Genomic DNA, 25,679 nt, shown 5'->3' with positions numbered 1-25,679 from the left:
GCAGGGCCGCCTCCAGGTCGAGGTCCTGCCCCGCGGCACCGCATGGCTGGACACCGGCACCTTCGACTCCCTGCTCGAAGCCTCCGACTACGTCCGCACCATCGAGCACCGCCAAGGACTCAAGGTCGGCTCCCCCGAAGAGGTCGCCTGGCGGCGCGGCTTCCTCACCGACGACGCCCTGCGCGAACGCGCCGAGAAGCTCGTCAAGTCCGGCTACGGGTCCTACCTGCTCGGACTGCTCGAGACCGACGCGCGTTGACTGCCGAGCGGGCCGTGGGAGAGACGCCCTCGTCGCCGCCCGCCCGCGGCCGCCGACGACTCCTCCTGCGAGACCCCGACAACGGGGCCACCTGGCAGCAGTGGCTGCTCCTCGCGGTGGCCCTGGCGTCGGCGGTGGGCATGCGGTACGCGCTCGCGCCCAACTCGACCGGCGACTACGAGTACTACATGGGGCCGTGGCTCGAGACGCTGCGGGCCGAGGGGTTCGCTGCGCTGGGCACGGACTTCGCCAACTACAACCCGCCCTTCCTGTACCTGCTGTACCTGGGCACCTTCCTGCCCGTCGAGTACGACCTCACGGTGGTCAAGCTCGTCGCCGGCGCGTTCGACGTGGTGCTGGCGCTGGGGGTCGCCGCCATCGCCCATCGCTTGCGCGGCAGCATCTTCGTCGCCGCGTTCGCGGGCGTCGGGATCCTGTTCGTCCCCGAGGTGTTCCTCAACTCGGCCTTCTGGGGCCAGGTCGACGCGATCTACACGTCGCTGCTCGTGTGGGCGATGTACTTCCTCCTCCGGCGCCGTGACGTCCCGGCGTGGGTCCTCTTCGGGCTCGCGTTCTCGTTCAAGCTGCAGGCGCTGTTCTTCCTGCCGTGGATGGCCGTCGCGTTCATCGTGCAGCGGCACCGGTGGCGGGCGGTGGCGGCGGGCGTGGGTGCACTCCTCCTCACCTACCTGCCTTCGTTGCTCGCTGGGCGGTCCGTGGCCTCGCTCGCCGGGATCTACGCCGAGCAGACGAGCACGCAGCCGGTCCTGGCCGCCAACGTCACGAACATGTACCAGTGGGTGCCGCAGCTCTTCTTCGACACGGTCTTCCCGGCCGGTGTCTTCTTCGCGCTCGGCGTCGTGGCACTCCTGTGCGCGCTCTACCTGAGGCGTGGGCCGCTCCTGGCCGCACCCGAGACCTGGCTGCTCCAGGTGGGTGCCGCGATCGGGGTGGTGGTGCCGTTCGTGCTGCCCGAGATGCACGACCGCTACTTCTACGCCGGCGGGGTCTTCACCCTGCTCTGCATCCTGCTTGACAGGAGGTATGTGGTGCCGGCTCTCCTGCTGCAGGTCACGGCACTGACGGCGTACTCCCAGTTCCTCTTCAACGACCCGGTGATGCCGTTGCGCGCCGCCGCCTTCCTGCAGCTCATCGCCGTCGTGTGGGTGGTCGCCCTCTCCCTCGTCGCGATGCGGACGTCGGCGCGGCCCCTGCTCGGCCTCCCCGACGCCGGGTCGACGGCTCCCGGAGTGTCCTCCCGCGACTAGTGCCACCGCGTGGTGTGCTGGTGTGGTCGAGAGGCCTGCCGTGACACCGACCTTCCCGCTGCTCACCATGACCGTGGCCGCCACCCTGCTGGTGGGTGCTGCCGGTCCGTCCGCTCTGCCCGCGACCCGGGCGGCCCAGGCACCCGCGAGCAGCACAGCTGCGCCCACGTCCGACGGGTCGACCGTGGAGCTCTCGCTCACCGGCGTGGACGCGACCGCGTTGTCCACCCTCCCCGGGTCCGCCCCGCCGCCCGCCGAGCAGTCCGTGGACGTCGCGCCGCTGACCGAGCCGGAGTCAGGGGACGCTGTCCCGCCTGCCGAGCAGGAGCCCGACACCGTCGTGCCGCCGACGGACGAGCCGCAGGAGGTCGCGCCGCCCACTGAGCAGCCCGAGGAGGTCGCGCCGCCCGAGACGGGTCGGGTGCCCTTCGCGGAGCCCCCCGCGACGACCGAGGCACCGACGGGTCCCCCTCCGGCCCCCGACGTGCTGACCGCCCCCATGGACACGGCCGCGTTCTCCGTCCTGGGCGTGACCTGGGACGAGGCTCCCAGCGGTGACGACGTCGTCATCCGGTACCGCACCAGGCAGGCGGACGTGTGGAGCGACTGGGAGGCGGTCGCGGCGTCGGACATCAGCCCGGACCCGGGGTCGCCGGACGCCGCCAGGTCGGGCACGCGCGGGGCGACGGACGCGATCGTGGCGCTGCACGCCGACGGCCTGCAGATCTGGGCGGAGTCGGCTGCCGGCGACGTCCGGGGGCTCGAGGCCGTGCTCATCGACCCGGGCGAGCAGGCCGGCGACGCCCAGCCCGCGGCGGCGACCGGTGCGGCGCAGACCCGGAACGCGGCCTATGTCCAGGCGGCCGCACCCCCGCCCCCCACGATCATCCCGCGGTCCGGCTGGGGTGCGGACGAGTCGCTGCGCACCTGCCGCCCCGACCTGTCGACCGAGGTCGTCGCGGCCGCCGTGCACCACACGGCCTCGACCACGAGCTACAGCGCCGCCGACGTGCCGGCCCTGATCCGCGGCTTCTACGAGTACCACACACGCCCCGAGGCGGCGGGTGGCCGCGGCTGGTGCGACATCGGCTACAACTTCCTCGTCGACCAGTTCGGGCGCGTGTGGGAGGGACGGGCCGGCGGCGTCGACGTCGACGTCGTGGGCGTGCACACGGGCGGATTCAACTCCCGGACGTTCGCGGTCTCGGCGATCGGCAGCTATGACACGGTCGCCCCGACGGGCGCCATGACCGAGGCGATCAGCCGGACCATCGCGTGGAAGTTCGCGATGCACCGGATCTTCGGCTCGGCGAACGTCGCGATGGTCTCGGGCGGCGGTGCGTCGAAGTACCCCGCAGGGACGGTCGTGGTGTTCCCGACGATCTTCGGCCACCGCGACGCCCAGCTGACGTCGTGCCCCGGCCAGCTCCTGTACAACCAGCTCGGAGCCATCCGCGCGCGCGTGTCGGCGCTCACCGACGCGGCGTCGAACAGCACACCGTTCGGGTCGTGGGACGGGCACACCACCACGTCGCGCAACCTCACGGTGAGCGGCTGGATCATCGACCCCGACTCGCCCGCCTCCCTGACGGTCCGCGTGGCGGTGGATGGGGTGGAGACCAGCGTCGCCGCGGACATCGACCGGCCGGACGTCGGTGCGGCCTTCCCCGGCAGCGGGTCACGGCACGGGTACTCGGTGACGATCCCCGCGAGCGCAGGTCCGCACGCGGTCTGCGTCCGGGCGACGAACATCGGCGAGGGCGCCGACCGCCTCCTCGGCTGCCGCTGGATGACGATCCAGAACGCACCGCCCGTCGGTCAGGTGGACTCCGTCGTGCTCGGGCTCGGGACCGCCACGGTCACCGGGTGGGCGCTCGACCCGGACTCCCCCGAGCCCCTGCAGGTCCATGTGTACGTCGACTCGGGCGGGACGCCGACGACGGCGAACCTCGAGCGCGGCGACCTCGCGCGGTACTTCTCGACCACGAACCACGGCTTCCAGGTGACCGTGTCGATGCCGGCTGGCACGCACCGGCTCTGCGTGTACCCGATCAACGTGCCGCCCGGCGACAACCCGGCGATCTCGTGCCGCGACGTCACCATGCCCGACCGGCCCCCCGTCGGGCAGGTCGACTCGGTGGTCCTCGGGCTGGGCACGGCGACCCTGACCGGCTGGGCGCGCGACCCCGACACCACCGCCCCGATCTGGGTGCACGTGTACGTGGACTCCGGGGCCACGCCCACCCTCGCGAACCGACCGCGCGGCGACCTGGCCCGCTACTTCCCGTCGACCGAGCACGGCTTCGAGGTGACCGTGCGGGTGCCGACGGGCACGCACACCGTGTGCGTGTACGCGATCAACGTCCCCGCCGGGGACAACCCCTCGCTCGGCTGCCGCCGGGTCACGATCGTCGACAGGCCCCCGGTCGGACAGCTGGACTCCGTCGCGCTGAGCACTGTGAACGGCAAGGGCGTCGCCACGGTCAGCGGCTGGGCCGTCGACCCCGACACCACCGCGCCGATCTGGGTGCACGTGTACGTGGACTCGGGTGGGACACCCGTGCTCGCGGACCGGGAGCGAGGTGATCTCGCGCGGTACTTCTCGACGACGAACCACGGCTACGAGGCGACCGTCACGTTCCCTGCGGGGACGCACCGGCTCTGCGCGTACGCCATCAACGTGCCCGCAGGTGGCAACCCCGAGCTCGGCTGCCGCGTGCTGACGCGCTGAGGCCGATCGGGCAGGCACCGTCACCCGGGCCGGTAGGCTGACCCGTCGTCGTCGCCGCCCGACGTCGCCGCCCGACCGAGAAGAGGAACCCGTCGTGGAGTACCGCGAGCTCACCGTCCCTGGCGCCTGGGAGATCACGCCCCGGCAGTTCGGAGACCCGCGGGGAGTGTTCCTCGAGTGGTTCAAGGCCGAGGCGTTCGAGCAGGCCGTCGGTCACGCTCTCGACCTCCAGCAGGCCAACTGCTCGGTCTCGGCGGCGGGCGTCGTCCGGGGGATCCACTTCGCCGACGTCCCCCCGGGGCAGGCCAAGTACGTGACGTGCGTGTCCGGTGCCGTGCTCGACGTCGTCGTCGACATCCGGGTGGGCTCGCCGACCTTCGGCCAGTGGGACACCGTGCTCCTGGACGACGTCGACCGCCGCGGCATCTACCTGAGCGAGGGTCTCGGCCACGCGTTCATGTCCCTCGAGGACGGCTCCACAGTGGTCTACCTGTGCTCGACGGGCTACTCGCCCGGCCGTGAGCACGGCATCCACCCGCTCGACGCCGACATCGCCGTGGCCTGGCCGACGACCGCGCGCGACGGGTCGCCCCTGACCCCGCAGCTGTCGGAGAAGGACCTCGCGGCGCCGACGCTGCAGCAGGCGCTGGCCGACGGCCTGCTGCCCAGCCTCGAGGCGGTCGACGCCCACCTCGCCTCGCTCCGGGGCTGACATGACGGCTCCCAGCCCGGGAGACGACCGCGTCGACGAGCCGCGCCGCATCGTGGCCGTGGTGGTCACCTACCGTCCCGACCTTCCCGCGACCGCAGCCCTGCTCGCGGCTCTGCGCCCCCAGGTCGACCTGACGCTCGTCATCGACAACGGGAGCGCTCCGCAGGACGTCGACGCGTTGCGCGCCCTGCTCGCCGGGTCGGACGACGACGTCGTCGCGCTCGGCAGCAACCTGGGCATCGCCGCCGCCCAGAACCTCGGCATCGCCCGGGCCCGCGAGCGGGGCGCGACGCACGTGCTCCTCTCCGACCAGGACTCGCGCCCGGCGTCCGACATGGTCGACCGCCTCGTCACCGACCTCGTGGGGTCCCCGGTGTCCGCAGCCGGTCGCCCGGTCGGGGCCGTCGGGCCGGTGATCGTCGACGAGCGCAACCCGGGGGCGATCCTCGTGTTCGCGGCCCGCCGCTGGGGTCCCCGTCGCGCCGACCTTCCTGCTGCGGACGGTGCGCGGATCGACGCGGTCTTCCTCCTGGCGTCGGGCTGCTTGATCGACGCCCGCGTCCTCGACGACGTCGGGCCCATGAACGAGGGCTGGTTCATCGACCACATCGACCTCGAGTGGGGCCTGCGGGCGCGGCGTGCCGGCTACGACCTGTTCGCTGTGGTCGGCGCGCACCTGGAGCACTCGCTGGGCGACCGCACGCAGCGCATCCCGGGCCGGGAGCGCGACGTGCACGTGCACTCCCCGGTGCGCAACTACTACATGGTCCGCAACACGCTCCTGCTCGTCCGCTCCGGCCTGCTGCCGGTGGCGTGGCGCTGGGGCTACGCCGCCTGGATCACCAAGTACTCCGGGTTCTACGTGCTCGCGGTCGCGCCGCGCGTACGGCGTGCCCGGCTGATCACCCGTGCCGTCGTCGATGCGGCCCGCCGCCGCACCGGCCCGGTCCCCACCACGACCGAGGACGCCACCGCGGCGAGCCTCCCAGCCTCCGCAGGAGCCGACTCGTGAACGCCGCCGCCGCACCGATGACCGACGTCCACCCCAGGACGGAGCGCTCTGTCCAGCGGGCACCCCTGCGCGCGCGGCTGCGGGCCCGGCTGCCCGAGATCGCGACGGTCGTCGGCCTGCTCGTCCTGCTCGAGGCGCTGCTCTTCCTGGGCTTCTTCCGCGGCGACGTGAGCCCGCAGTTCGACTTCATGGGCGGCTACAACGCGGAGGCGTTCGCCTGGTGGCGTGACGGTGGATTCGTGCACCCGCTCGAGTGGATGCCGTACACGTGGGGTGGATATCCGCAGGCCGTGGCGCTGCAGACGTCCTCCTGGTACCTGCCGCTCGGCATCCCGGCGTCGATCGTCGACTACACCAACCACGTCGCCGCGATCATCCAGGCCCTGCACGTGGCGTTCGGTGCGCTCGGGTTCTACGTGCTGGCCCGCCGGTGGGAGCTCGGTCGCGTCGCGGCCACGCTCGGTCTCGTCGCCGGGTTCTTCGCCCCGGGGTACTTCGCCAACGCCCAGCACCTCGACATCGTCCGCGGGTACGCCTGGGCGCCGTGGATCCTTCTCGTCCTGTCGCCGGTGTGGCCGTGGAAGCGCTGGTGGGGAGTTCCCCTCGCGGCCGTGATGGTGTTCCAGGCCATGGTGGGCATCTACCCCGGGATGGTCGTCGCGTTCGTGTACGCCGGCCTCGTGTGGGTGGCCATGACGCAGCTGCTCGTACGGCCGCGGCTCCGCGAGTACCTCCTGCCCATGCTCACCGCGGTCGTGCTCGGCGGCCTGATGGCGACCCTGAAGTTCCTCCCCGCCGTCCTCGTCCGAGGGGCGGGCTCGCCCACCACCTCCGAGCTGTCGGTGTTCAACCTCGGCATCCTGGGCACCGTCTTCTTCCCGTACGACGGGGAGAACCTGCCCACCGACATGTCGATGCGCTCCTACTTCCTGCCGGCGACCGTCGTCGCGCTGCTGGCGCTCGTCCCGTGGCGTGATGCCCGTGTCCGTACCGCCGCCGCGACGGCGACGTTCTGCGCCCTCGTGTCGCTGCCGATCTGGCCGTGGTTCCACGCGCTCGACGCGCTCCCCGGCTTCGACCTCAGCCGCTTCCGGTTCAGCGACTACCGGCCGCTCCTGCTGGCGGCCGTCCTCCTGATGGCGCTCGTGGCACTCTCCCGCGCGGTGCACCAGGACGGCACCCGCCGGCTCGCCGGCACCGCCTGGGCGTTCGCGTGGCGTCGGCCCGTCGCGCTCACCATGCTCGCGGGCCTGCTCCTCGGCGCGGCGCTGATCGGCCAGCTGGCAGCCTTCAGCGCGCCGCGCTGGGTGCCGCCGTGGACGATCCTGGCGACGGCGGCGTTGTTCGTCGCGGTGCTCGTGGGCGTCGGCAGCCCGCGGTGGCGCGTGCTGGTGCCCGACACGCGCCTCGTGGCGGGCGCGCTGGTGGCGCTCACCGTCGTCTCCGGCGTCTCGTGGGCGTACTCCACGACCCGCCCCTGGCGTGCGGACCGGCAGGCCATCGAGCTGCAGACGTGGGGCCGGACGGTCGACAGCATGATCGCGGCGCGGGAGGACCCGGCCACCGTGGCCCTGAGCGCCGTCGTGCCGTCGCAGCACCGACCACCGCGGACCGAGCAGACCCAGCGGCCGGTGCCGTTCCTCGAGTCGCAGAACATGTGGAACACCGCGTACTACACCGGCATCGCCTCGGTGGGCGGGTACGCCAACCTCAAGGGGCTCGAGTCGTTCACGAGGCTGTTCCACGCCTACGAGGACCCCGCCACCAGCGAAGACGCCCTGGCCCTCTACGCGGCGGGGGGCGTGGTGATCTCCGGCGACGCCGACACCGTGCCGAACCGTCGGGCGCTGCGCGACTGCGAGGCGAGCGGTGAGTGCGGCGACGACCTCGTCGTCGAGCCCGTGGAGTACGCGCCCGGCCACCTCGTCTACGACGTCACGACGTCGGGTGGTCCCGTGCAGCTGAACGAGGCCTCGTACGTCGGGTGGGAGGGCACGCTCTGCGCCACGGACGGGGGCGCCTGCCAGGACGTTCCACTGACGATCGCGCGGGCCGGCAACATCGCGGCCGACCTCCCGGCAGGCTCCTGGCAGCTGACCGTCGACTACGTGACCCCGGGGCTCAGGACGGCCTGGCTGCTGTTCTGGGCGGGCGTCGTCGGCATGGTCTCGTGGGCCGCGGTCACGGGTGCTCTGGCTCTGCGGGCGCGCCGCCGCCCGGCGTCTCCGACCGATCCTGACCCGTCCACCCAGTCGACCCCGGTAGCCTGACCCCCGGCATTCCGGCCCGAAGACCCTCCTGAGGACATCGTGACGAGCACCACCGAGACCACCGACCTGCGCGACCCGGCGCCCCCGCGGGCGACCACTCGCCTCCCGGCGTGGGTCCCTGTGGTGCTGCCGCCCCTGCTGATCGTGCTGGCCGCGTTCCTGTCCGTCGGGCTGCACGTCCGGGCGTACACGCTGGTCGGCCCGGTCGACGAGCTCCAGCACATCGACTACCTCTACAAGAGCCCGTCGCTCGTGGCCCCGGGCGACCGGGTGGACGACGAGGCCATGCAGGAGGAGGCGTGCCGCGGCCTCGACTTTCCCGGCTTCGAGCTGCCGGCCTGCCGGCCCGGTGCCGACTACACCCCCGGCGACTTCCAGGAGGACGGCTACAACACCGCGTCCGCCAACACCCCGCTCTACTACTCGGTCACGCACCTGCTCGCGCTGCCGATCCTCGCCCTGACACCTGCCGACAACCTGGTGACCGCCGGTCGGCTGGCGGGCGCCGTGTGGCTCGCCGGCGGGCTCCTGCTCGCCTACGCCGCCGGGCGGCGACTCGGTGCCCGGCGATGGGCGCTGACGTCGGTGCTCGTCGTCCTCGCCTGCGTCCCCGCGGTGGTGTATCCCAGCTCCACGATCACCCCGGACGCCGCCACGTTCGCCGTTGGGGCGGGCGCGCTGCTGGCTGCCCTGTGGTGGGAGGAGCGACCGTCCCGGCGATGGCCGGTGCTCGCCGTCGTGGGCGTCCTGGCGCTCGCGATGAAGATGACGAACGTGACGGTCCTCGTGGCGATCGGTCTGTACATGCTGCTCCGGCTGGTCATCGGCCGCTGGCGCGCGACGCGCGGAGCACCTCCGGCCCAGCCGGCCGCCGAGGACGCCGCCTACGTCACCTCCACGGCCGTGGTGGACGACCCGGGCGCCCGCGTGACGCCGCGGGGCTGGATCATCGGCGGGGTGACCCTCGCGGCGACCGCGGTCGTCGTGGCCGGCGGGTGGCTCGTGGTGCAGGGTGCGATGACGCACGGCAACCTCGACGCGATCCCGATGAACCAGCGCTTCAAGGCGACCGAGCTGTCGCTCTGGCCGCTGGTCAGCTTCCTCGGCAGCTGGCTGACGCCGCTCTCGAGCCCGTGGACGGCCGTGGGGCGCGGTGAGCTGACGGAGGTCCTCCAGCGCATCGGTGGCCTGCTCCTGGCCTCCGGCTTCCTCGCGGCCGCGATCTACGGCCTGCGGCCGCTGCGCGAGCGCGTGCTCGCGTGGGCGACGCTCCTGACCGGGATCACGGGCGCGTCGTTCTTCATCGTGCTGAGCTTCTACGCGCAGTCGGTGTACGTGCCGCCGCCGGCCCGGTACGGATACGCGCTGGTGCCGATCATGGCGGTCCTCACCGCGGCGGGCCTGCGGACCCGGACCGCCGTCCTGGCAGGGGGCGCCCTCGCGGTCGTCGCCGTGGTCTTCTCGGTCGTCCGGCTCGTCTGACCGGACGAGTCCCTGTCCGGACGGGTCGCTGTGAGGCGGGTCGCCGTCAGGCGGCGAGCGAGCCGCTGATCAGCCGTCGGAGCACGTCCGCGTGCACCGCGGCGATGCCCGCGGGCAGGGAGGTGCGCGGCATCGCGACGAGCTCCGCGTCGGTGGTCCTCGCGGCCAGCCGGGGCACGTGCAACGCGCCGAGCGCCGTCTGCACCTGACGGACGTGGGTGCGCCGGTGCGCGACCGCCTGCACGAGGTGCGCCAGCTCCCCCACGGTCGACGCCCGGTGGCTGCCGACGATGCGCATCATCGGCCCCTGCTCCCCCGGTCCGGCGGCACGCTCCAGGAGCGTCAGGCACAGGGCCGCGGCATCGTCGGTGTAGACGTAGTCGCGGGCCGTGTCGATCGGCACGTACAGCGAGATGACGCCGCGGCGGATGACCTCCATGCACATCGAGCTGATCAGCCCCTGGCCCTTGCCGAGATTCTGGCCGGGTCCGTACAGGGTCGTGATGCGGGCGACGGCGAGGCGCGGGCCCGTCGGCGCCGAGAACAGCGCGGTGAGCAGCTCCTCCTGGCGGAGCTTGGCGGTCGCGTACGGGCCGACGGGGACCGCGACGTCCGCCTCGGTGTACTCGGAGCGGCCTCCGGCGCCGTAGACGCTCGCGGACGACGCGAACAGGAAGGCACCCGCGTCGTCGGAGCGTGCCGCGACCTGCGTGGCGAGATCGAGCAGCACCCGCTCCTGGGCGGCCAGCTGCTCTGGCGTGGAGGCGACGACACCGGTGCCGGCAGCCCAGACGACGCCCCACGGCGCGCCCGGTCGACGCGACGCGTGGAACCGCTCGTGCTGCTCGGCCAGGACGGCCGAGCTCGCCTCGGGGTCGCTCCACGGGATCGCGCCCGCGGGGTGCACCCGGTGCCGGCCCGCGGCGACGCGTGCGACCGCGGAGCCGAGCAGACCTCCCGCGCCGATCAGCCAGAGGTCCACGGCGGGTCCGACGGCCTCGAGGGTGTCCGCCGGTCCAGGGTGGCGAACGCGTCCGACGTCACGACGAAGAGCGGCTTGCCCATCGACATGCCGGCGGCCATGCCGACGTACTCCGCGATGACGCCGAGGGCCAGCAGGATGATCCCGCCCACCAGGAGGACGGCCACGATGGTCGACGTCCAGCCCGCGACGTCGACCGCGCCGGCGATGCGCTGCACGATCAGGAAGAGCGCGAGCAGGAGCCCGAGGACCGCGGTGATGACACCGAGCCCAGAGACCACACGCAACGGCCGGGTGCCGGTGGAGAGCACCAGCCGCCAGAAGTGCGAGAGCAGCCGCCGCAGGTTGTAGCCCGCCGCCTCACGACCCTCGGTGCGCAGGGTCACCGGGCACGTGGCGACCGCGCCGATCACCCAGCCGAGCGCGACGTCGAGGTACACGCCGGGGCCGCAGTACGCCGACACCGCCCGTGCGTGCTCCCCGAAGATCAGGCGGAAGCTGTGGAACGGCACGGCGGTCGGTCCGGTGAGCCAGCGCAGCACGACACCCTTGGTGAGGTTCGAGGCGACGTTGCGGAACGCGGCGTGCGGCGCCTTGTTCACGGGCGAGGCGTACACGAGCGCGGAGCGGGACCCGTAGGCGACGTCGAGCATCCGGCCGATGTCCGCCGGGTCGTGCTGGCCGTCCTCGTCCATGGTGACCACCCAGGCGCCGCGAGTCGCGGCGATCCCGGCGACGGTGGCGGGGTGCTGCCCGAAGTTCCGCGAGAGCCAGACCGGCCGGACCCAGGCGTGCTCGGCGGCCAGCCGTCGGATGGCGTCGTCGCTCTTGTCCGGACCGTTGTCCCAGACCAGCACGACCTCGACCACGCGGAACGTCCGGCCGTCGGGGGTCGTCGTGGTCCGCGTCAGGGGCTCGAGCTCGGTGACCACGTCCGCGAGCGTGACCTCGCCGCGGTACACGGGGACGACGATGCTGACCTCGACCTCGTCGGCCGGAGCGACCCCCGGCTGCGTCGGTCCGGCACTCACGCGGCACCTCCCTGCTCGTGGCCGCGGTCGCGGAAGACGACGCGACTGTACAAGACGTAGTTCCACACGGCGGCGACCCCGATCGCGACGACCTTGCTGATCACGCCGACGACCGCCGGCTCGTCGACACCCGCGCTCTCCAGCACCGCGGTCATGCCCAGGATCACCGCGGGCTGCACGGCCCAGATCCCGATCCCCGCCACGAGCAGGAACAGCGGGAGCTGGCGGCGCCGGCTCGCGGTGGAGCGGAAGACGTACCGGCTGTTCCCGAGGAAGCTCACGGCGAGGCCGGCCGACGTCGATGCGAGGTTGGCCGGGACCGGGCCGACGCCGAGCGAGAACAGCAGGACGTACAGGCCCAGGTCGACGAGGGTGTTGAGGATCCCCACGGAGGCGAAGCGCCCGAGCACCGATCCGCGGACGGCTGCCAGCAGCCGGCGGATGCCGTGTCGCTCGACCCGAACCCCGGCGGGCACGACGACCTCGTGGTCGGTCATCGGGCGACCGCGCCGACGGGAGCGTTCACGACAGCACGGTCCCGGCCGCCGCCCGCCACCGGTCCGCCCAGTCGCCGATGGGCTCGACGTGCGCGGCGCTCAGCGAGTCGTGCCCGAGCACCGAGTACGCCGGCCGCGGGGCGGGCCGGACGTAGCCCTCGCTCGTCGTGGGCTTCACGATGTCGGGGTCCAGACCGGCCGCGGTGACGACCGCCTGCGCGAACCCGTGCCAGGACGTGCTCCCGGACGACGTCCCGTGATAGGTCCCCGCGGGCGCCTGCGCGACGACGAGGCGCACGATGAGGTCCGAGAGGTCCGCGGTCCACGTCGGCTGACCCACCTGGTCGTCGACGACGTCCAGGCCGCCGCGCTCCCGGGCGACCCGCGCGATCGTCTTGGGGAAGCACGCACCGCCCGCGCCGTACAGCCACGCCGTGCGGACGACGAGGTGGTCGGGAGCCTCGGCCCGTACCGCCCACTCGCCCGCGGCCTTGGTGCGTCCGTAGGCCGAGCGGGGCAGCACCGGCGCGTCCGCCGCGTACGGCGTCGTGGCCACACCGTCGAAGACGTAGTCGGTCGACACCTGCACCATGCGGGCTCCGTGACGCGCGGCGCCCCGCGCGAGGTTTGCCGCCCCGACGGCGTTGACCGTGAAGGCCGCGGCTTCCTGCGCCTCCGCGTCGTCCACCGCGGTCCACGCCGCGCAGTTCACCACCACGTCGTGGCCGCCCACCGCCTCGAGCACCGCGGCGAGGTCCGTCACGTCGAGCTCCGCCCTGTCGAGCGCCGTCACGTCGTCGCCGCGTCCGCGCAGCTGCGCGACCAGATCCTGGCCGAGCATGCCGCGGGCGCCGGTCACCAACCACTGCACGGTGTCACTCCTTCATTCGTGGGTCACGGAGTCGATCCGTCCGCTGGACAGGGTAGTCGGGCGCGGCCGTGGGGCCGCCGTCGGCGCCCTGGCCCGTCGACTAGAGTGCTCCGCGTGCCCAGCCCGATCTCGCGCGTCCTCGTCGTCCTCCCCGCGTGGAACGAGCAGATCGCCCTCCCCGCCGTCCTGGCCGAGGTGCAGGAGTACCTGCCCGAGGTCGACGTGCTCGTGGTCAACGACGGCTCGACGGACCAGACCTCGGCGGTCGCTCGCGCGAGCGGCGTCGCCGTCCTCGATCTCCCGGTCAACCTCGGCGTCGGCGGCGCGATGCGCGCCGGATTCAAGTACGCGCTGCGGCAGGGGTACGACGCGGTGATCCAGCTCGACGCGGACGGCCAGCACGACCCCCGCAACGTCCGGGACCTCCTGACCGCGATCGCCGACGAGGAGGCCGACGTCGTCATCGGCGCCCGCTTCGCCGGGACCGGGACCTACGAGGCCCGGGGGCCGCGGCGCTGGGCGATGTCCGGCCTGTCCGCGGTGCTCTCCCGGCTCGTCGGGACCCGGCTGACGGACACGACGTCGGGGTTCAAGATCTCCGGGCCCCGCGCGGTGCAGCTCTTCGCCGGCAACTACCCCGCGGAGTACCTCGGGGACACCGTCGAGTCCCTGGTCATCGCGCACCGTGCAGGGCTGACGATCAGGCAGGTCGGCGTCTCCATGCGGCCACGAGCCGGCGGTGAGCCGTCGCACAGCCCTGTGCGTGCGGCGATCTTCCTGCTCCGCGCGGGCCTCGCGCTCGCCGTGGCCCTGACCCGGCCCGGGACACCGCTGCCCGGCGAGGCGGTCCGATGAGCGGCTACCCGTTCGCGCTCGCCCTCTGTGCGCTGACGTTCGGCTTCCTGGTGTGGCTGCTGCGCTCGCGACGGCTCCGGGAGAAGTACGCGGCCATCTGGCTCGTCGTGCTCGTCGTCGTCATCGTGCTCGGCGCGTTCCCGGGCGTGCTGTTCGGGCTCGCCAAGTTCGTCGGCGTCGAGACGCCCAGCAACCTGCTGTTCGCCTCGAGCCTGATCGTCCTGCTGTTCGTCTGCATCCAGCTGAGCATCGAGATCTCGTCGCTCGAGGAGGAGACGCGCACGATCGCCGAGGAGCTCGCGCTGCTGGGACGCCGGGTCGACACGGTCGAGGGTGCGGCGCACGACCCGCAGCCCGACGTCTCGAGCGTCACGCTCGAGACCGACGACGACGCAGGTGGCGGCGGGGACGCTTCACGGTGACCTCGGCGACATCCCTGGTGCGCCGGGTCCCCGGCAGCATCCTGTGGGTCGGCGTGGGCATCGGCGTCTACGGCCTGTCCTCCTTCGCCTTCCTGGCGATCGCCGCGCAGACCCTCGGCCTCGGCGCCCCGTACACCGCGCTGGCGCTCCTGTGGACCCTGGTCAACGCCCTGGGCATCGGCCTCTACCTGCCGGTCGAGCAGGAAGCCGGGCGGAGCATCGCCGCGCGACGGTCCCTCGGCAACCCGACAGCTCCGTCCCTGCGCGTGCCCGCGAGGTACGCCGGGATCTCGCTGCTCGTCGTGGCGGGCGTCGTCGCGCTGGCGAACACCTGGATCACCGACGTGGTCTTCGACGGCCAGCCGGGCATCGCATGGGCCTTCGTCGGGTCGCTCGTCGGGATGGCCCTGGCCTACCTCGCGCGCGGCGTGCTCGCCGGCACGGGCCGGTTCCCCCGGTACGGCCTCCAGCTCGCCGTCGATGGCGCCCTGCGGGTGGTGGGGGCCGCCGTGCTGGCCGCCAACGGGGTCGACGACGCGCTCTGGTTCGGTGCCGTGCTCGGGATCGCCCCGATCGTCGCGACCGGCCTGGCCATGATCCGGACCGGCCCGGTCCTGTCCCGCGGGCCCGGCCCCCGGGTGGCGGCGGTCATGATGCCGCTGGTGCTCGCCTCCCTGACGTCGCAGGCCCTCGCGAACGCCGGCCCGGTCGCGGCACAGCTGCTCAAGGGTCCCGGGGAGGAGACCACGGCGGCCAACCTGGTCAACGCGCTGACCGTCGCGCGCATCCCGCTCTTCCTGTTCGCCGCCGTCCAGGCCGTCTTCCTCCCTCGCCTCGCCCGGTACGTCGCTCGCGACGAGCGCACGGCGTTCGTCGCCGCCCTCCGGACCGCGTCCCTGGTCACGGCGGCGATCGGGGTCCTGGGTATCGGCGCCACCGCGCTGGTCGGCCCCCAGGCCGTCCGGCTCCTCTTCGGCCCCGAGTTCGAGATCGGCCGGGGGGACATCGCGCTGCTCGCGGCGTCCGCGGCGCTGTTCATGAACGTCCAGGTGCTGGTGCAGGGTCTGCTCGCCCGCGGCCGGGACGCCGCCGCGACGGGCGCGTGGTCGATCGGCCTGGTCGCGCTGCTGGTGGCCCTGCTCATCCCGCTCCCCCTGACGGCCCGCGTCGCCTTGGCGCTCGTCATCGGCTCGGGCGCGGCCCTCGTCGCGGCGGCAGCCGCCGTCCGCCGCACGCTCGCTCGATGGTGAGGCCCACATGACGACGCCCCCGCCCGACCTGTCCGTCGTGATGCTCGCGTACGGCGACGAGCCGTACCTGCACGACGCCGTCGCCGCCGTGCTGGCCACCGAGGGCCCGACCGTCGAGCTCGTGCTCGTGGACAACGGCTGCACGAGCGACGCGGTCCGCACCCTGCCCGCGGACGACCGTGTCCGGGTGCTGCGACCGGCGCAGAACCTGGGGTTCACCGGCGGCGTCGAGCTCGGTGTGGCGCAGGTGCGCGGCCCGGTGCTCGCGCTGGTCAACTCCGACGCGATCGTCGCGCCCGACGCCTTGCCTCAGCTCGCCGCGGCTCTCGAGGACCCGGCCGTGGGGCTGGTCAGCGGGCAGATCCGGCTCGCGGACGACCCGGCCACGGTCAACTCGGTGGGTAACCCGGTGCACGTGCTCGGGCTCTCGTGGGCGGGCGGCATGGGCGACCCGGTCACGTCCCACGAGCGCCAGGTCCCCGTCGCCAGCGTGAGCGGCGCCTGCATGGCTGCGCGGACCAGCACGTGGCGGGACCTCGGGGGGTTTCCCGTGCCGTTCTTCGCGTACCTCGAGGACCTCGAGATCAGCTGGCGCTGCTGGCAGCGTGGGCTCCGGGTGGAGTACGTGCCCTCGGCCGTCGCCGTGCACCACTACGAGTTCGGGCGGAGCCCGCTCAAGATGTACCTGGTCGAGCGCAACCGGCTGCTGTTCCTGGCAACCTGCCACGAGGCCCGCACTCTGGCCCTGCTGGCGGTTCCGCTGCTGGGGTTCGAGCTCGCGATCACCGCGATCGCGGTCGCGCAGGGCTGGGGTCGGCAGAAGGTCCGGGGCTGGCGCTGGATCGCGACCCACCTGACCTGGGTCCGGGAACGGCGGCGCGAGGTCCAGGCGACGCGTGAGGTCTCCGACAAGGAGCTCGCCTGGCTCCTGACGGACCGGTTCGACCCGGCGCAGTTCCCGCTGCCGCCCGGCGGCGGTCTCGCCGAGGCGCTGCTGCGCGCGTACTGGCGGACGGTGCGCAGGCTGCTCTGAGCAGCCCGTGCCCCACGGCTGCGAGAGAGCAGGACATCCGTCCAGGAGCACCCGCTAGTATTCCCTCGCCGCGCGCCTCGCCGGCCCGACCGACGAGCCGCAAGGATGCGCAGACGTGAGCCCAGGGACGATCCTGCCCGGCGCGCACCGGCGCCCACTCGCACCCGTCGCCGCGGGCCTCGTGCTCGCGATCATCGCGGCCTGGTCGCTCGCGATGCCGCTGATGGCGTCGCCCGACGAGCCGAGCCACGTCATCAAGGCCGCGGCGGTCGTGCGAGGGCAGCTCGGCGGCGAGGTCGGCGCCGCTCCGGTCGACACCATGACGCCCGGTGCACCCACCTACGTCGACGTGCCGTCCGACCTCGGAGCGGCCGAGGACCTGGCGACCTGCTACCGGTTCGACGACGAGGAGTCGGCGGACTGCCAGCCCGGCATGCCCGAACGCGGCGCGGGGCCCACGACCGCGATCACGTACGCGGGCCAGTACCCGCCGCTCTACTACGCGCTCGTCGGCTGGCCCTCCCTGTTCCTCGAGGGCGAGGCCGCCGTCTACGCGATGCGACTGGTGAGCGGTCTGCTCGGGGGCGCGCTGATCCTGTGGGGGGTGGCGACGACGGTCCGGGGAACCGGTCGGGTCGCCGGCCTCTGGGCGGCCGCTGTCGCCCTGACGCCGATGGTCCTGTTCCTCGCCGGCACGGTGAACCCGAACGGCCTCGAGATCGCGGCCGGGTTCGCGTTCTGGGCCGCCTGCCTGGAGCTGGGTCGCAGCGCCGTTGCGCGCACGTCGGTCGTGGTGCAGGCGGTGGTCTCGGGCGCGGTGCTGGTCCTGGTCCGCACGTCAGGCCCCGTCTGGGCGGTCCTCGTGGTCGCGATCGCGCTGGTGGCCGCGCGTCCCGGCACGGTGCGGCGGCTGGCTCGCACCCGGTCGGTGCGCGCCGCGGCGCCCGCTGCCCTGGCCGTCGCCGCCCTCGCACTGGCCTGGTTCGCGTCCCACAGCGACGTGGTCACCACCAGCGGGCTCTTCCCCGAGCTGGCGGCGCCCCGGCTCGTGATCGCCCTGATGCTGCTGGCCACCCAGGACTTCCTCGAGCAGATGGTCGGCAACTTCGGGTGGCTCGACACCGCCTCCCCCTTCCCGACCGTGCTCGCCTGGTTTGCAGCCGCCGCCGTCGTCCTGCTCGTCGCGCTCGTGCTCCCCGGTGCCCGGCGCGGGCGGGCAGCGCTGGGCGCGCTCCTGCTCGCGGTCGTCGTGGTCCCCATCGCGCTCACCGTGCCGACCGCGGAGGCCGCGGGCATGGTGTGGCAGGGCCGCTACGTCCTCCCGCTGGCGGTTGGTGCGCCGCTGCTCGCGGTCCCGCTGGTGACGGCATCCATCCACACGTCGCCCGTCCTGCACCGCGGGCTGGCCAGGGCCACCGGGTTCATGCTTGCCGCCGGCCACGTCCTCGCCTTCTACTGGGCCGCTCGACGGTATGCCGAGGGCTCGGACGGCCAGTGGGTGACCTTCTCCCCCAGCTGGGAGTCACCGCTCGGCTTCGTGCCCGCCGTGGCGGTCTATGCCGTGCTCGTCGGCGCGCTGCTCGCCGTCGCGGTCAGGTACGCGGCCGACGAGCGGGACGTGGCGCTGCTCGAGCCGCTGTCGGCCGCGCTCCCGCCGGCGGCGGCCGCCCCGGCCGAGCTCACCAGCGTGGGCTAGCCCGCCGGGACCACGACGGTCCGGCAGCCCAACGACGTGTGCGCTCCGACACCACCGTTCACGATCGTGACGCACACCGTGCGGGAACCCGGCTGCGCGACGACGGTGCCGCTGAACCCGAACCGGCTCCCGTAGCCCGGGAAGGCCGCCGCGATGTCGCCCCGCTCACCCGACGCGAGCATGTACTGGCCCCGCCCGTCGAGCTCCACCCACAAGTAGGGCGACGACGTGCTGTCGGGGTCGAGCGCCCACCCGGTGAGCTGGACCCCGCCGGGGGTGCCCTTGGCCACCTCGAGGTTGCCCACCGGCGACCCGCCCGGCACGGTGACGCGCCAGCACCCGAGCTCGGTGTGCGGCCCGGCGCCGTCGTCGAGGGCCGTCAGGCAGACGGTGCGCTGCCCCGAGGCGGCGGCGAGCATCGCGGAGAACCCGTGGTCGGCGCCGAGTGCGGGGAACGCCGCGCCGACGTCCGCCCGGCGGCCCGAGGCGAGCAGGGGTCCGCTGGCGCCGTCGACGTCGGCCCAGAGGTAGATCGGGCCCGTCGTGTCGGGGTCGAGCGCCCATCCCGACACCTGCACGCCGCCCGGCCGACCGGCGACGACCTCCACGTTGCCGCGAGGCGCTCCGCCCGCGACGGTGACGGTCGCACAGCCGAGCGCGACGCCCGCACCCCCGGTCGAGTCGAGCGCCGTGACGCACGCGACGTGGGTGCCGGCCGCCACGGGGAGCACCGCGGAGAACCCGTGGGCGGATCCGTAGCCCGGGAACGCCCCCGCGATGTCGTTGCGGGTCCCGTCGGCGCGGACGGTCCGGCTGGTGCCGGCGACGTCGACGCGCACCGACACAGGATCGGTCGTGTCAGGGTCGAGGGCCCAGCCGACCACCCGCACGCCGCCGGTGTCGCCGACGATGACCTCCGCGTTGCCGCGGGGCGGTCCACCGGGCACCGTGACCGTCCGGCAGCCCAGCGTCACGGCCGACCCGGACGGCGTGTCCACCGCGCGCACGCAGATCTCGCGCTGGCCTGCGGCAGCCGTCGCGGTGAGCCGGTACCCGTGCGAGTCACCTACCCCGGGCAGCGCCGCGCCGACGTCCGGGCGCGGGAGGTTGCCCGTCGCCGTCGCCGTGAGCACGCCGTCCACCAGCAGCTGGACCGAGACCGGTGCCGTGGGGGCGTCAGGGTCGACAGCCCAGCCCTGCGCCGCCACGGTGGCGCCCGGGCTGCCGCTGCCCGGGGCCGCGGCCACCGAGTCGAACGAACCGAACGGGGCACCGGCGGACACGGTGACGGAGGCGCACCCGAGGCTCAGGTCCGTCCCCGACCCGACGTTCACCACCGTGACGCAGACGGAGACGGGACCGGCAGAGGCGGGGAAGGTCTCGTCGAAACCGTGCAGCGAACCCGATCCGGGGAAGGCCGCGCCGACGTCCGCACGCTCGAGCCGGGCGACGGTGCTGCGGGTCTGTCCGCCGTAGGTCACGCGGACCGTCACCGGGTCGGTCGTGTCGGGGTCGAGCGCCCAGCCCTTCACCCGCACACCGCCGACCGTGCCGACCGCCACCTCGAGGTTGCCTCGCGGCACCCCGACCGACGTCGGGCGCCACCAGCTGGACAGCAGGCCGAAGGCGGGGGTCGCGATCGTCGCGGTGCCCGTCGTGCACTCCAGCCGCGCGGACAGGATCCGGCCGCCGAGGTCACCCAGGCCGTCGCGGGTCAGGACCATCCTCTGCAACGTCCCGCCTGCCGGGCACGACTGCTGCACCCTCGCGACGGTCAGGGTGTCCGTCCAGCGCGTCCGGGTGTCGCCCGGCGCGGTGCCGGAGTACGGGTCCGGCTTGGCCACGAGGTACGGCCGCGAGCCGACCTTCGAGTAGCCGCCGTTGGTCGACGAGAACTGCGTGAACGCCGGGCCTCCGCCGTAGTAGCGCGCGATCCGGGCGGTCGCCAGGACCGCGGCGTCGGTGGTCGACGCGTACAGCTCGGTGACGGCGCCCGCGGCCGTCGAGGACGCAGCGCCGCCGTAGACCTGGCAGGCCGTGGTGTCGCAGAGGTCCGCGGTCCCCGACCCGGCCCGCACGGCCAGGGCGTACGAGCGGGCGGCGACGGCCTGTGCCTGCAGCGCGGCAGGCGCCCAGCCCGACGACGACTCGCGGGGCACCACGCCGCGCAGGTACTGCTCCATGGGCACGTGGGCGACCACCTCGAGGGAGGCGGTCCCGGTGGCGTTCGAGCGCAGCGTGGCGGGGTAGCGCACGCCCGCCCCCGACGCCTGGTAGGCCCACGCCTGGCCGCCGGCCACGTCACGGACGTCGACCGGCCCGGTCACGGTCGTCGCCGACCCGAGGGTCAGCGGCGTCTGCACACCGCCCAGGACGGCGGTGGCGGTGAACCCCGCCGCCGTCTTCGCGACGACGATGCGCGCCCCGGGCGCCGCGGTGACCGACTGCCCCGACGCCGTGTCCACGACGACGAGCGAGGACCCGGTCACCGGCCCGAACGTCGCGGACGCCCCGCCGAGAGCGGACAGCCGGACGCGCAGCGCATAGTCCTGACCGATGTCGAAGCGCGTGGTGCCCGGGTAGTAGAAGTCGAGGATCTGCTCCGCGGTGAGCCCCTGCAGCGCGGCACCTTGGGCGCCCCACTGGGACATCCCGATCCCGTGTCCCCAGCCGCGCCCCTCGACGGACCACGAGCCCGAGGCCGGGAGCGTGACGACCTCCTCGGCCGCCCGGGCAGGGAGCGCGGGCAGCACGGAGGCCACGACGACAAGACCGAGCCCGGCCGCCATCGCCATCCCACGGATCACTCGTCGCACGTCACTCCCCGTCGCCTGTGGATCGCCTGCCGGCGTCGGACCGATGAGCACCGTAACCCGCGCTGACCTCGCCGACGAGAGTGCGGGACGGCGTGCCGCCAGACCTCTAGGCTCTCGGTGCCGGACGGACCACGAGGGGATCAGGACGATGCATACGAATACGGGACGGACCGCCGCCATCGTCGGACTGGCGGTCCTCCTCTCCCTGCAGGTCGCACCCGCACAGGCAGCGGAGCCCACGCCCGCCCCTACCCCGTCCGCGTCGGCGTCGGCGTCCCCCGGCGTCGAGCCCGACGGCGCGGCTGACGGTCCGACGGCCGCGCCGGCGACGACCTCCGCGCCGAGCCCGACGGAGTCCAGCGCGCCGGTGCAGGCCCCCACCAGCGAGGCCGCCGCGCCCGCGCCGTCGGCCGCACCGGCGACGTCGCCGGCCACGACCCCCACGGCGACGCCGAACGCCGGGTCGACGGCGAGCTACCACGGCGTGACCGTGCCGGTGCCCGCCGGCTGGGCCGTGATCGACCTCGACGCCGACCCGTCCGCCTGCCTCCGGCTCGACGTGCACGCCGTCTACCTCGGGAGCCAGGGGCCCACCCCCACGTGCCCGTCGCGCATCGTGGACCGCACGTCGACCCTCCAGCTCCAGACCGCACCGGCGGAGCTGCCCTTCGGGACCGTGACGCTCACGCCCGGCCTCGGGTTCGGGCCGACCGCCGCGCAGCGCCTCGCGGGCGAGGTCACCGGAGTCGTCAGCGGCACCGACGTCCTCCTGACCGGCACGTTCGTCGCCGGTGACGCCTCGGTGCTCTCGACCGCGCTCGCCGGCCTGCAGACCACCGGTGCCGCCTCGACCGATGCCACGTCACGCGTGGCGGCTGCGGGCACCGTCGCCGCACTCGCCACCACGCCCCTGGACCGGTCGTTCACGTGGCACCACGGCAACGGCTTCGACGCGTGCACCGCACCCGCGCTGTCCTCGATGCAGGCCTGGAACGCCTCGCCGTACCGCTCGATCGGGGTCTACATCGGCGGCGTGTCCCGCGGCTGCCAGCAGCCGAACCTGACGGCGAGCTGGCTGCGCAGCGTGGCCTCGATGGGCTGGAAGGCCCAGCCCATCTACGTCGGGCTCCAGGCGCCGTGCTCGACCTACACCAACAAGATCACCCCCGGGCTCGAGTGGGACCAGGGTCGGCAGTCCGCGCTCGACGCGATCGCGCGCGCCCAGGCCCTCGGGCTCGGTGGCGGCTCCGACATCTACTACGACATGGAGAGCTACACGCGGGGGACGGAGTGCAGCGGCTCGGTCCGCGCGTACCTGTCCTCGTGGACGCAGACCCTGCGCGCCGGCGGCTACAGCTCGGGCGTGTACAGCAGCGCGGCCACCGGTATCGCCGACCTGGCGATCGGCGCCGCGCAGCCCGGCTTCGTGGCGCCGGACAAGATCTGGATCGCGCGGTGGAACGGGACCGGCTCCATCTACGGGCACACCGCGTGGGTCGCCGACAACCAGTGGGCGCCGTACAGCCGCATCCACCAGTACAACGGCGGGCACAACGAGACGTTCGGCGGCGTCACGATCAACATCGACAACAACCTGCTCGACACCGACCCGAACCAGGGCTCGCCCGTCGGTCAGTTCGAGGGCACCAGGACCGCGCCGAGCAGCGTGACCGCCTCCGGGTGGGCGATCGACCCGGACACGGCGTCACCGATCCTCGTGCAGCTGTACGTCGACGGCTCCCCCGTCTCCATGGCCTGGGCGGGCGGGTCGCGGCCGGACGTCGGTGAGGCGTTCCCGGCGGCGGGCCCCAACCACGGCTACCAGGTCACCGGTACCACCACGCCCGGCAGGCACACCGTCTGCGTCATCGCGGTGAACACCGGGCCGGGCACGAGCAGGGGCCTGGGCTGCCGGGCTGTCGACGTCCCGACCAGCAACCCGTTCGGCCGGGTCGACGCCGTCAGCGGCACCCCGGGCACCGTCATCGCGCGCGGCTGGACGATCGATCCCGACACGGCGTCGCCGATCATCGTGCAGATGTACCTGGAGGACGGGACGAGCGTCATGGCCTGGGCCAACCAGGAGCGCGGCGACGTCGGGGCGGCGTTCCCCGCGGCAGGCCCCAACCACGGCTACACGCTCACCCTGCCGGCGTCTGCCGGCCGGCACACCGCCTGCGTGTTCGCGGTGAACACCGGTGCGGGGAGCACCAGCTCCCTGGGGTGCTTCGCCGTGGACGTGCCGTCGAGCAACCCGTTCGGCCAGCTCGACGCGGTCTCCGCGGCCGGCGGGGTCATCACGGGCAGCGGCTGGGCGATCGACCCCGACACGGCGTCGCCGATCATCGTGCAGATGTTCGTCGACGGCTCCAGCTACGCGATGGGCTGGGCCAACGCGACGCGCGGGGACATCGGCGCGGCGTTCCCCAGCGCGGGCCCCAACCACGGGTTCACGCTCCAGCTGGCCGCCTCGCCCGGGCTGCACTCGGTGTGCATCTACGCCGTGAACACCGGCGCAGGAGCGAGCGCGACGCTCGGCTGCCGGACCGTCCGGGTCTGATGCTCCCGTCCACCCGCGCCGAGCGCGGGTGGACGGGAGGGCGTCAGCTGCGCCGGCGGCCCGGCAGCCAGCCGCGGACGCGCAGCTTGGTGCGCCGCACCAGCAGCCGTGCGGGATGGTCGTTGAGCTCCGCGACCTCGGCGCGCGCCTGTGCCAGCTCGGCCTGCAGACGCTCGGCCTCGGCACGCGCGTCGCCGAGCTGGTCCCCGGTCGCGAACAGCAGGTCGCGCGTCGACACCGCTTCCTTGAGCGCGTCGGACTCGGCCCGCCACAGTGGCGCGGGTGCGACCCCGTACGTCGGCTCGTCGAGGTTGCGCCGCAGCTCGGCCTCGACGGCGCGGCGGATCCGGGCGTGGTGCGGCGTCCCCTCGGCGGCACCCCCGATCGTCGCCTGCAGCTCCGCCTCGGTGCGGATCGCGCTCTCGACATCCTCCTCGGTGAGGACCTCGCCGGCGGCGGCGGCGATCCGCTGCACGAGCGCGGTGGCGCTCGACTCGCCCCACACGTCCAGCGGGGCCTCGTCGAGCAGGTCGCGCGCCAGCAGCAGGCCGCCGCGCACGGTGGCCTCGCGAGCGGTGAGGCTGGTCGAGCGCCACTCGTCGTCGATGATCCGCGCCTGGCCGTCGACGTAGTGGATGTTGTGCGGCAGCACGTCGAACGGCGTGCCCTCCGCGCTGGCTGCGGCCCGGCCGCGGAACAGGTCCGCCCAGACGGCGACCTCGGCGTCCAGGGTCGCGGGCTCCCGGACGATCCGGTCGACCAGCGACTCACCCTCCTCCCAGCGCTCGCCGTACGGCAGGACGGTCACGGCGCCCGCGGTCCCGGACCCGAGCCGACGGCTCGTGATCGTCACCTCGTCGGCGGCGCGGGTGACAGTCTTGGCCACCTGGAAGGGGCGCCGGCGACGCATCGAGAAGTACCGCGCCAGCTGGTCGTCCGCCCACAGCGCCGGCGCCTCAGGCCCGTCGGTGCCGGCCACGACCAGGAACGAGTTGGAGAAGTCGCCACCGACGCCGGCGGTGACCAGCTCCTGCCACAGGCTGCCCTCGTCGAGCAGCACCGGACGCGGCGTCACCCAGTCCGGGCTCGGGAAGTGCGGCGCGTTCACCGCGAGGCCGGGGGCGTGCTCCAGCAGCGAGTCGTCGAGCACGATGCGCGTCAGCTTGTAGTCCGGGAAGGCACCGAGCACGCGCGTGCCCGTGTACCCCGCCGCGGTCATGAGCTGGACCAGCCGGCGCCGGCTGAAGGTCCGCGCGGGACCGTCGTGGACGTAGCCCTGCACGGAGTGGAAGACCTCGTTCGAGTGGTCCTCCGGCGCGCCGGCGAGGTACTTCACGCCCAGCTCGTTCTCGATCGCGAGCACGAGGCGACCACCGGGTCGAAGGGTGGCCCGCAGGCGCTCCAGGAACTCGACGTACGGCGCCTCGTCGGCTCCCCCGTTGCCGACGTACTCCAGCACCCCGACGACGACCACCAGGTCGTATGCGGGCTCCTGCGGCAGGTCGTCGACCTCGGCATTGATGACGGTGACACCGGGCAGCTCCGCCGTGCGCGCGGCGGCGACACGTGCCCGGGCGAACGTGGGCTCGAGCGCGTCCACGGTCGCGCACGCCTCGCCCAGGTAGCGCGTGATCGCGCCGCAGCCGCACCCGATCTCGAGCACGGCCGCCTCGGGCGGCAGGTCGAGCGCACGGATCACGTTGGCCCGCGACGGCGACAGGTGGTACTGCTCGGGCCAGTTGGTGGCCGTCGCGAACAGCTCGTCGCTCAGCGAGTCGAGCGGGAGACCGCTGGTCATCCGCTCGTAGAGGACGCCCTCGGAGCCGTCCAGCCAGGCGGCGCCGGTCTCCCGCACCACCCGCACCCCGTCGACGACGGAGTGCGGCAGGGCGCGCAAGGGTGTGGTGGGGACGGGATCAGGCACGGGGAACT

Annotated in this window: 18 protein-coding genes and 1 pseudogene; 13 read left to right on the top strand and 6 right to left on the bottom strand. The window is 73.6% G+C overall.

Annotated elements, in window-relative coordinates:
• The 7 genes and pseudogenes from AC1DXT_RS20730 to AC1DXT_RS20700 all read left to right on the top strand — a co-directional run.
• Nucleotides 1-259 (top strand): annotated as a pseudogene (locus AC1DXT_RS20730) (glucose-1-phosphate thymidylyltransferase); the annotation flags it as partial.
• A 14-nt stretch (nucleotides 260-273) separates the two neighbouring features.
• Entirely contained in the window at nucleotides 274-1,527 is a 1,254-nt protein-coding gene (locus AC1DXT_RS20725; protein WP_477063164.1) for a glycosyltransferase 87 family protein, read from the top strand.
• Between the two features lie 40 nt (nucleotides 1,528-1,567).
• On the top strand, nucleotides 1,568-4,258 hold the full coding sequence (locus AC1DXT_RS20720; RefSeq protein WP_477063163.1) for an N-acetylmuramoyl-L-alanine amidase: 2,691 nt from the start codon (nucleotides 1,568-1,570) through the stop codon (nucleotides 4,256-4,258).
• Nucleotides 4,259-4,352: 94 nt separating this feature from the next.
• On the top strand, nucleotides 4,353-4,970 hold the full coding sequence (locus AC1DXT_RS20715) for a dTDP-4-dehydrorhamnose 3,5-epimerase family protein (RefSeq protein WP_477063162.1): 618 nt from the start codon (nucleotides 4,353-4,355) through the stop codon (nucleotides 4,968-4,970).
• A 1-nt stretch (nucleotide 4,971) separates the two neighbouring features.
• Nucleotides 4,972-5,982: a glycosyltransferase family 2 protein gene (locus AC1DXT_RS20710; protein ID WP_477063161.1), complete on the top strand. Its 1,011-nt coding sequence runs from the start codon at nucleotides 4,972-4,974 to the stop codon at nucleotides 5,980-5,982.
• Nucleotides 5,979-8,252, top strand: coding sequence for a hypothetical protein (locus tag AC1DXT_RS20705; RefSeq protein ID WP_477063160.1), 2,274 nt, complete (start codon nucleotides 5,979-5,981; stop codon nucleotides 8,250-8,252). Before AC1DXT_RS20710 ends, AC1DXT_RS20705 begins: the two co-directional genes overlap by 4 nt.
• A gap of 39 nt (nucleotides 8,253-8,291) precedes the next feature.
• Nucleotides 8,292-9,734 carry a glycosyltransferase family 39 protein gene (locus AC1DXT_RS20700; RefSeq protein WP_477063159.1) on the top strand — a complete coding sequence of 481 codons (1,443 nt, stop codon included), beginning with the start codon at nucleotides 8,292-8,294 and terminating at the stop codon, nucleotides 9,732-9,734.
• Between the two features lie 46 nt (nucleotides 9,735-9,780).
• Here AC1DXT_RS20700 and AC1DXT_RS20695 read toward each other — a convergent pair whose 3' ends face one another.
• Genes AC1DXT_RS20695 through rfbD form a run of 4 tightly spaced genes read right to left on the bottom strand, consistent with a single transcriptional unit; the run spans nucleotide 9,781 to nucleotide 13,115 of the window.
• On the bottom strand, nucleotides 9,781-10,716 hold the full coding sequence (locus tag AC1DXT_RS20695) for an NAD-dependent epimerase/dehydratase family protein (protein WP_477063158.1): 936 nt from the start codon (nucleotides 10,714-10,716) through the stop codon (nucleotides 9,781-9,783).
• On the bottom strand, nucleotides 10,701-11,747 hold the full coding sequence (locus AC1DXT_RS20690; RefSeq protein WP_477063157.1) for a glycosyltransferase: 1,047 nt from the start codon (nucleotides 11,745-11,747) through the stop codon (nucleotides 10,701-10,703). Before AC1DXT_RS20690 ends, AC1DXT_RS20695 begins: the two co-directional genes overlap by 16 nt.
• Nucleotides 11,744-12,244: a GtrA family protein gene (locus AC1DXT_RS20685; RefSeq protein WP_477063156.1), complete on the bottom strand. Its 501-nt coding sequence runs from the start codon at nucleotides 12,242-12,244 to the stop codon at nucleotides 11,744-11,746. Before AC1DXT_RS20685 ends, AC1DXT_RS20690 begins: the two co-directional genes overlap by 4 nt.
• A gap of 25 nt (nucleotides 12,245-12,269) precedes the next feature.
• Nucleotides 12,270-13,115 (bottom strand): dTDP-4-dehydrorhamnose reductase, encoded by an 846-nt coding sequence (rfbD, locus tag AC1DXT_RS20680; protein ID WP_477063155.1) that lies wholly within the window; start codon nucleotides 13,113-13,115, stop codon nucleotides 12,270-12,272.
• A 114-nt stretch (nucleotides 13,116-13,229) separates the two neighbouring features.
• Here rfbD and AC1DXT_RS20675 point away from each other — a divergent pair, with 114 nt between their 5' ends.
• The 5 genes from AC1DXT_RS20675 (at nucleotide 13,230) to AC1DXT_RS20655 (ending at nucleotide 18,371) form a co-directional block, all read left to right on the top strand.
• On the top strand, nucleotides 13,230-13,970 hold the full coding sequence (locus AC1DXT_RS20675; protein ID WP_477063154.1) for a glycosyltransferase family 2 protein: 741 nt from the start codon (nucleotides 13,230-13,232) through the stop codon (nucleotides 13,968-13,970).
• The gene (locus AC1DXT_RS20670; RefSeq protein WP_477063153.1) at nucleotides 13,967-14,392 is read left to right on the top strand and encodes a DUF2304 domain-containing protein; all 426 of its coding nucleotides are present in this window, start codon (nucleotides 13,967-13,969) and stop codon (nucleotides 14,390-14,392) included. The genes AC1DXT_RS20675 and AC1DXT_RS20670 overlap by 4 nt, the downstream gene beginning before the upstream one ends.
• Complete coding sequence (locus tag AC1DXT_RS20665; RefSeq protein WP_477063152.1) at nucleotides 14,389-15,642, top strand: lipopolysaccharide biosynthesis protein; 1,254 nt, start codon at nucleotides 14,389-14,391, stop codon at nucleotides 15,640-15,642. The genes AC1DXT_RS20670 and AC1DXT_RS20665 overlap by 4 nt, the downstream gene beginning before the upstream one ends.
• A 7-nt stretch (nucleotides 15,643-15,649) precedes the next feature.
• Nucleotides 15,650-16,675, top strand: a complete 1,026-nt coding sequence (locus AC1DXT_RS20660; protein ID WP_477063151.1) for a glycosyltransferase family 2 protein — start codon at nucleotides 15,650-15,652, stop codon at nucleotides 16,673-16,675.
• Nucleotides 16,676-16,790: 115 nt separating this feature from the next.
• Nucleotides 16,791-18,371: a DUF2142 domain-containing protein gene (locus tag AC1DXT_RS20655; protein ID WP_477063150.1), complete on the top strand. Its 1,581-nt coding sequence runs from the start codon at nucleotides 16,791-16,793 to the stop codon at nucleotides 18,369-18,371.
• Here AC1DXT_RS20655 and AC1DXT_RS20650 read toward each other — a convergent pair.
• A complete protein-coding gene (locus AC1DXT_RS20650) occupies nucleotides 18,368-21,187 on the bottom strand; it encodes a SpoIID/LytB domain-containing protein (RefSeq protein ID WP_477063149.1) in 2,820 nt (939 codons plus the stop codon). The genes AC1DXT_RS20655 and AC1DXT_RS20650 overlap by 4 nt on opposite strands.
• Before the next feature lie 148 nt (nucleotides 21,188-21,335).
• Between AC1DXT_RS20650 and AC1DXT_RS20645 the strand changes: the two genes are divergently transcribed.
• Nucleotides 21,336-23,747, top strand: a complete 2,412-nt coding sequence (locus AC1DXT_RS20645) for a DUF1906 domain-containing protein (protein WP_477063148.1) — start codon at nucleotides 21,336-21,338, stop codon at nucleotides 23,745-23,747.
• A 43-nt stretch (nucleotides 23,748-23,790) separates the two neighbouring features.
• On the opposite strand, the gene AC1DXT_RS20640 is transcribed toward AC1DXT_RS20645, so the two are convergent.
• Entirely contained in the window at nucleotides 23,791-25,671 is a 1,881-nt protein-coding gene (locus AC1DXT_RS20640) for a class I SAM-dependent methyltransferase (protein WP_477063147.1), read from the bottom strand.
• Between the last annotated feature and the right edge of the window lie 8 nt (nucleotides 25,672-25,679).

This window comes from Cellulomonas sp. P1_G12_2 (assembly GCF_056405535.1).
The sequence above is the reverse complement of the archived record's forward strand: the minus strand, read 5'-3'. Positions and strand labels throughout refer to the sequence as shown.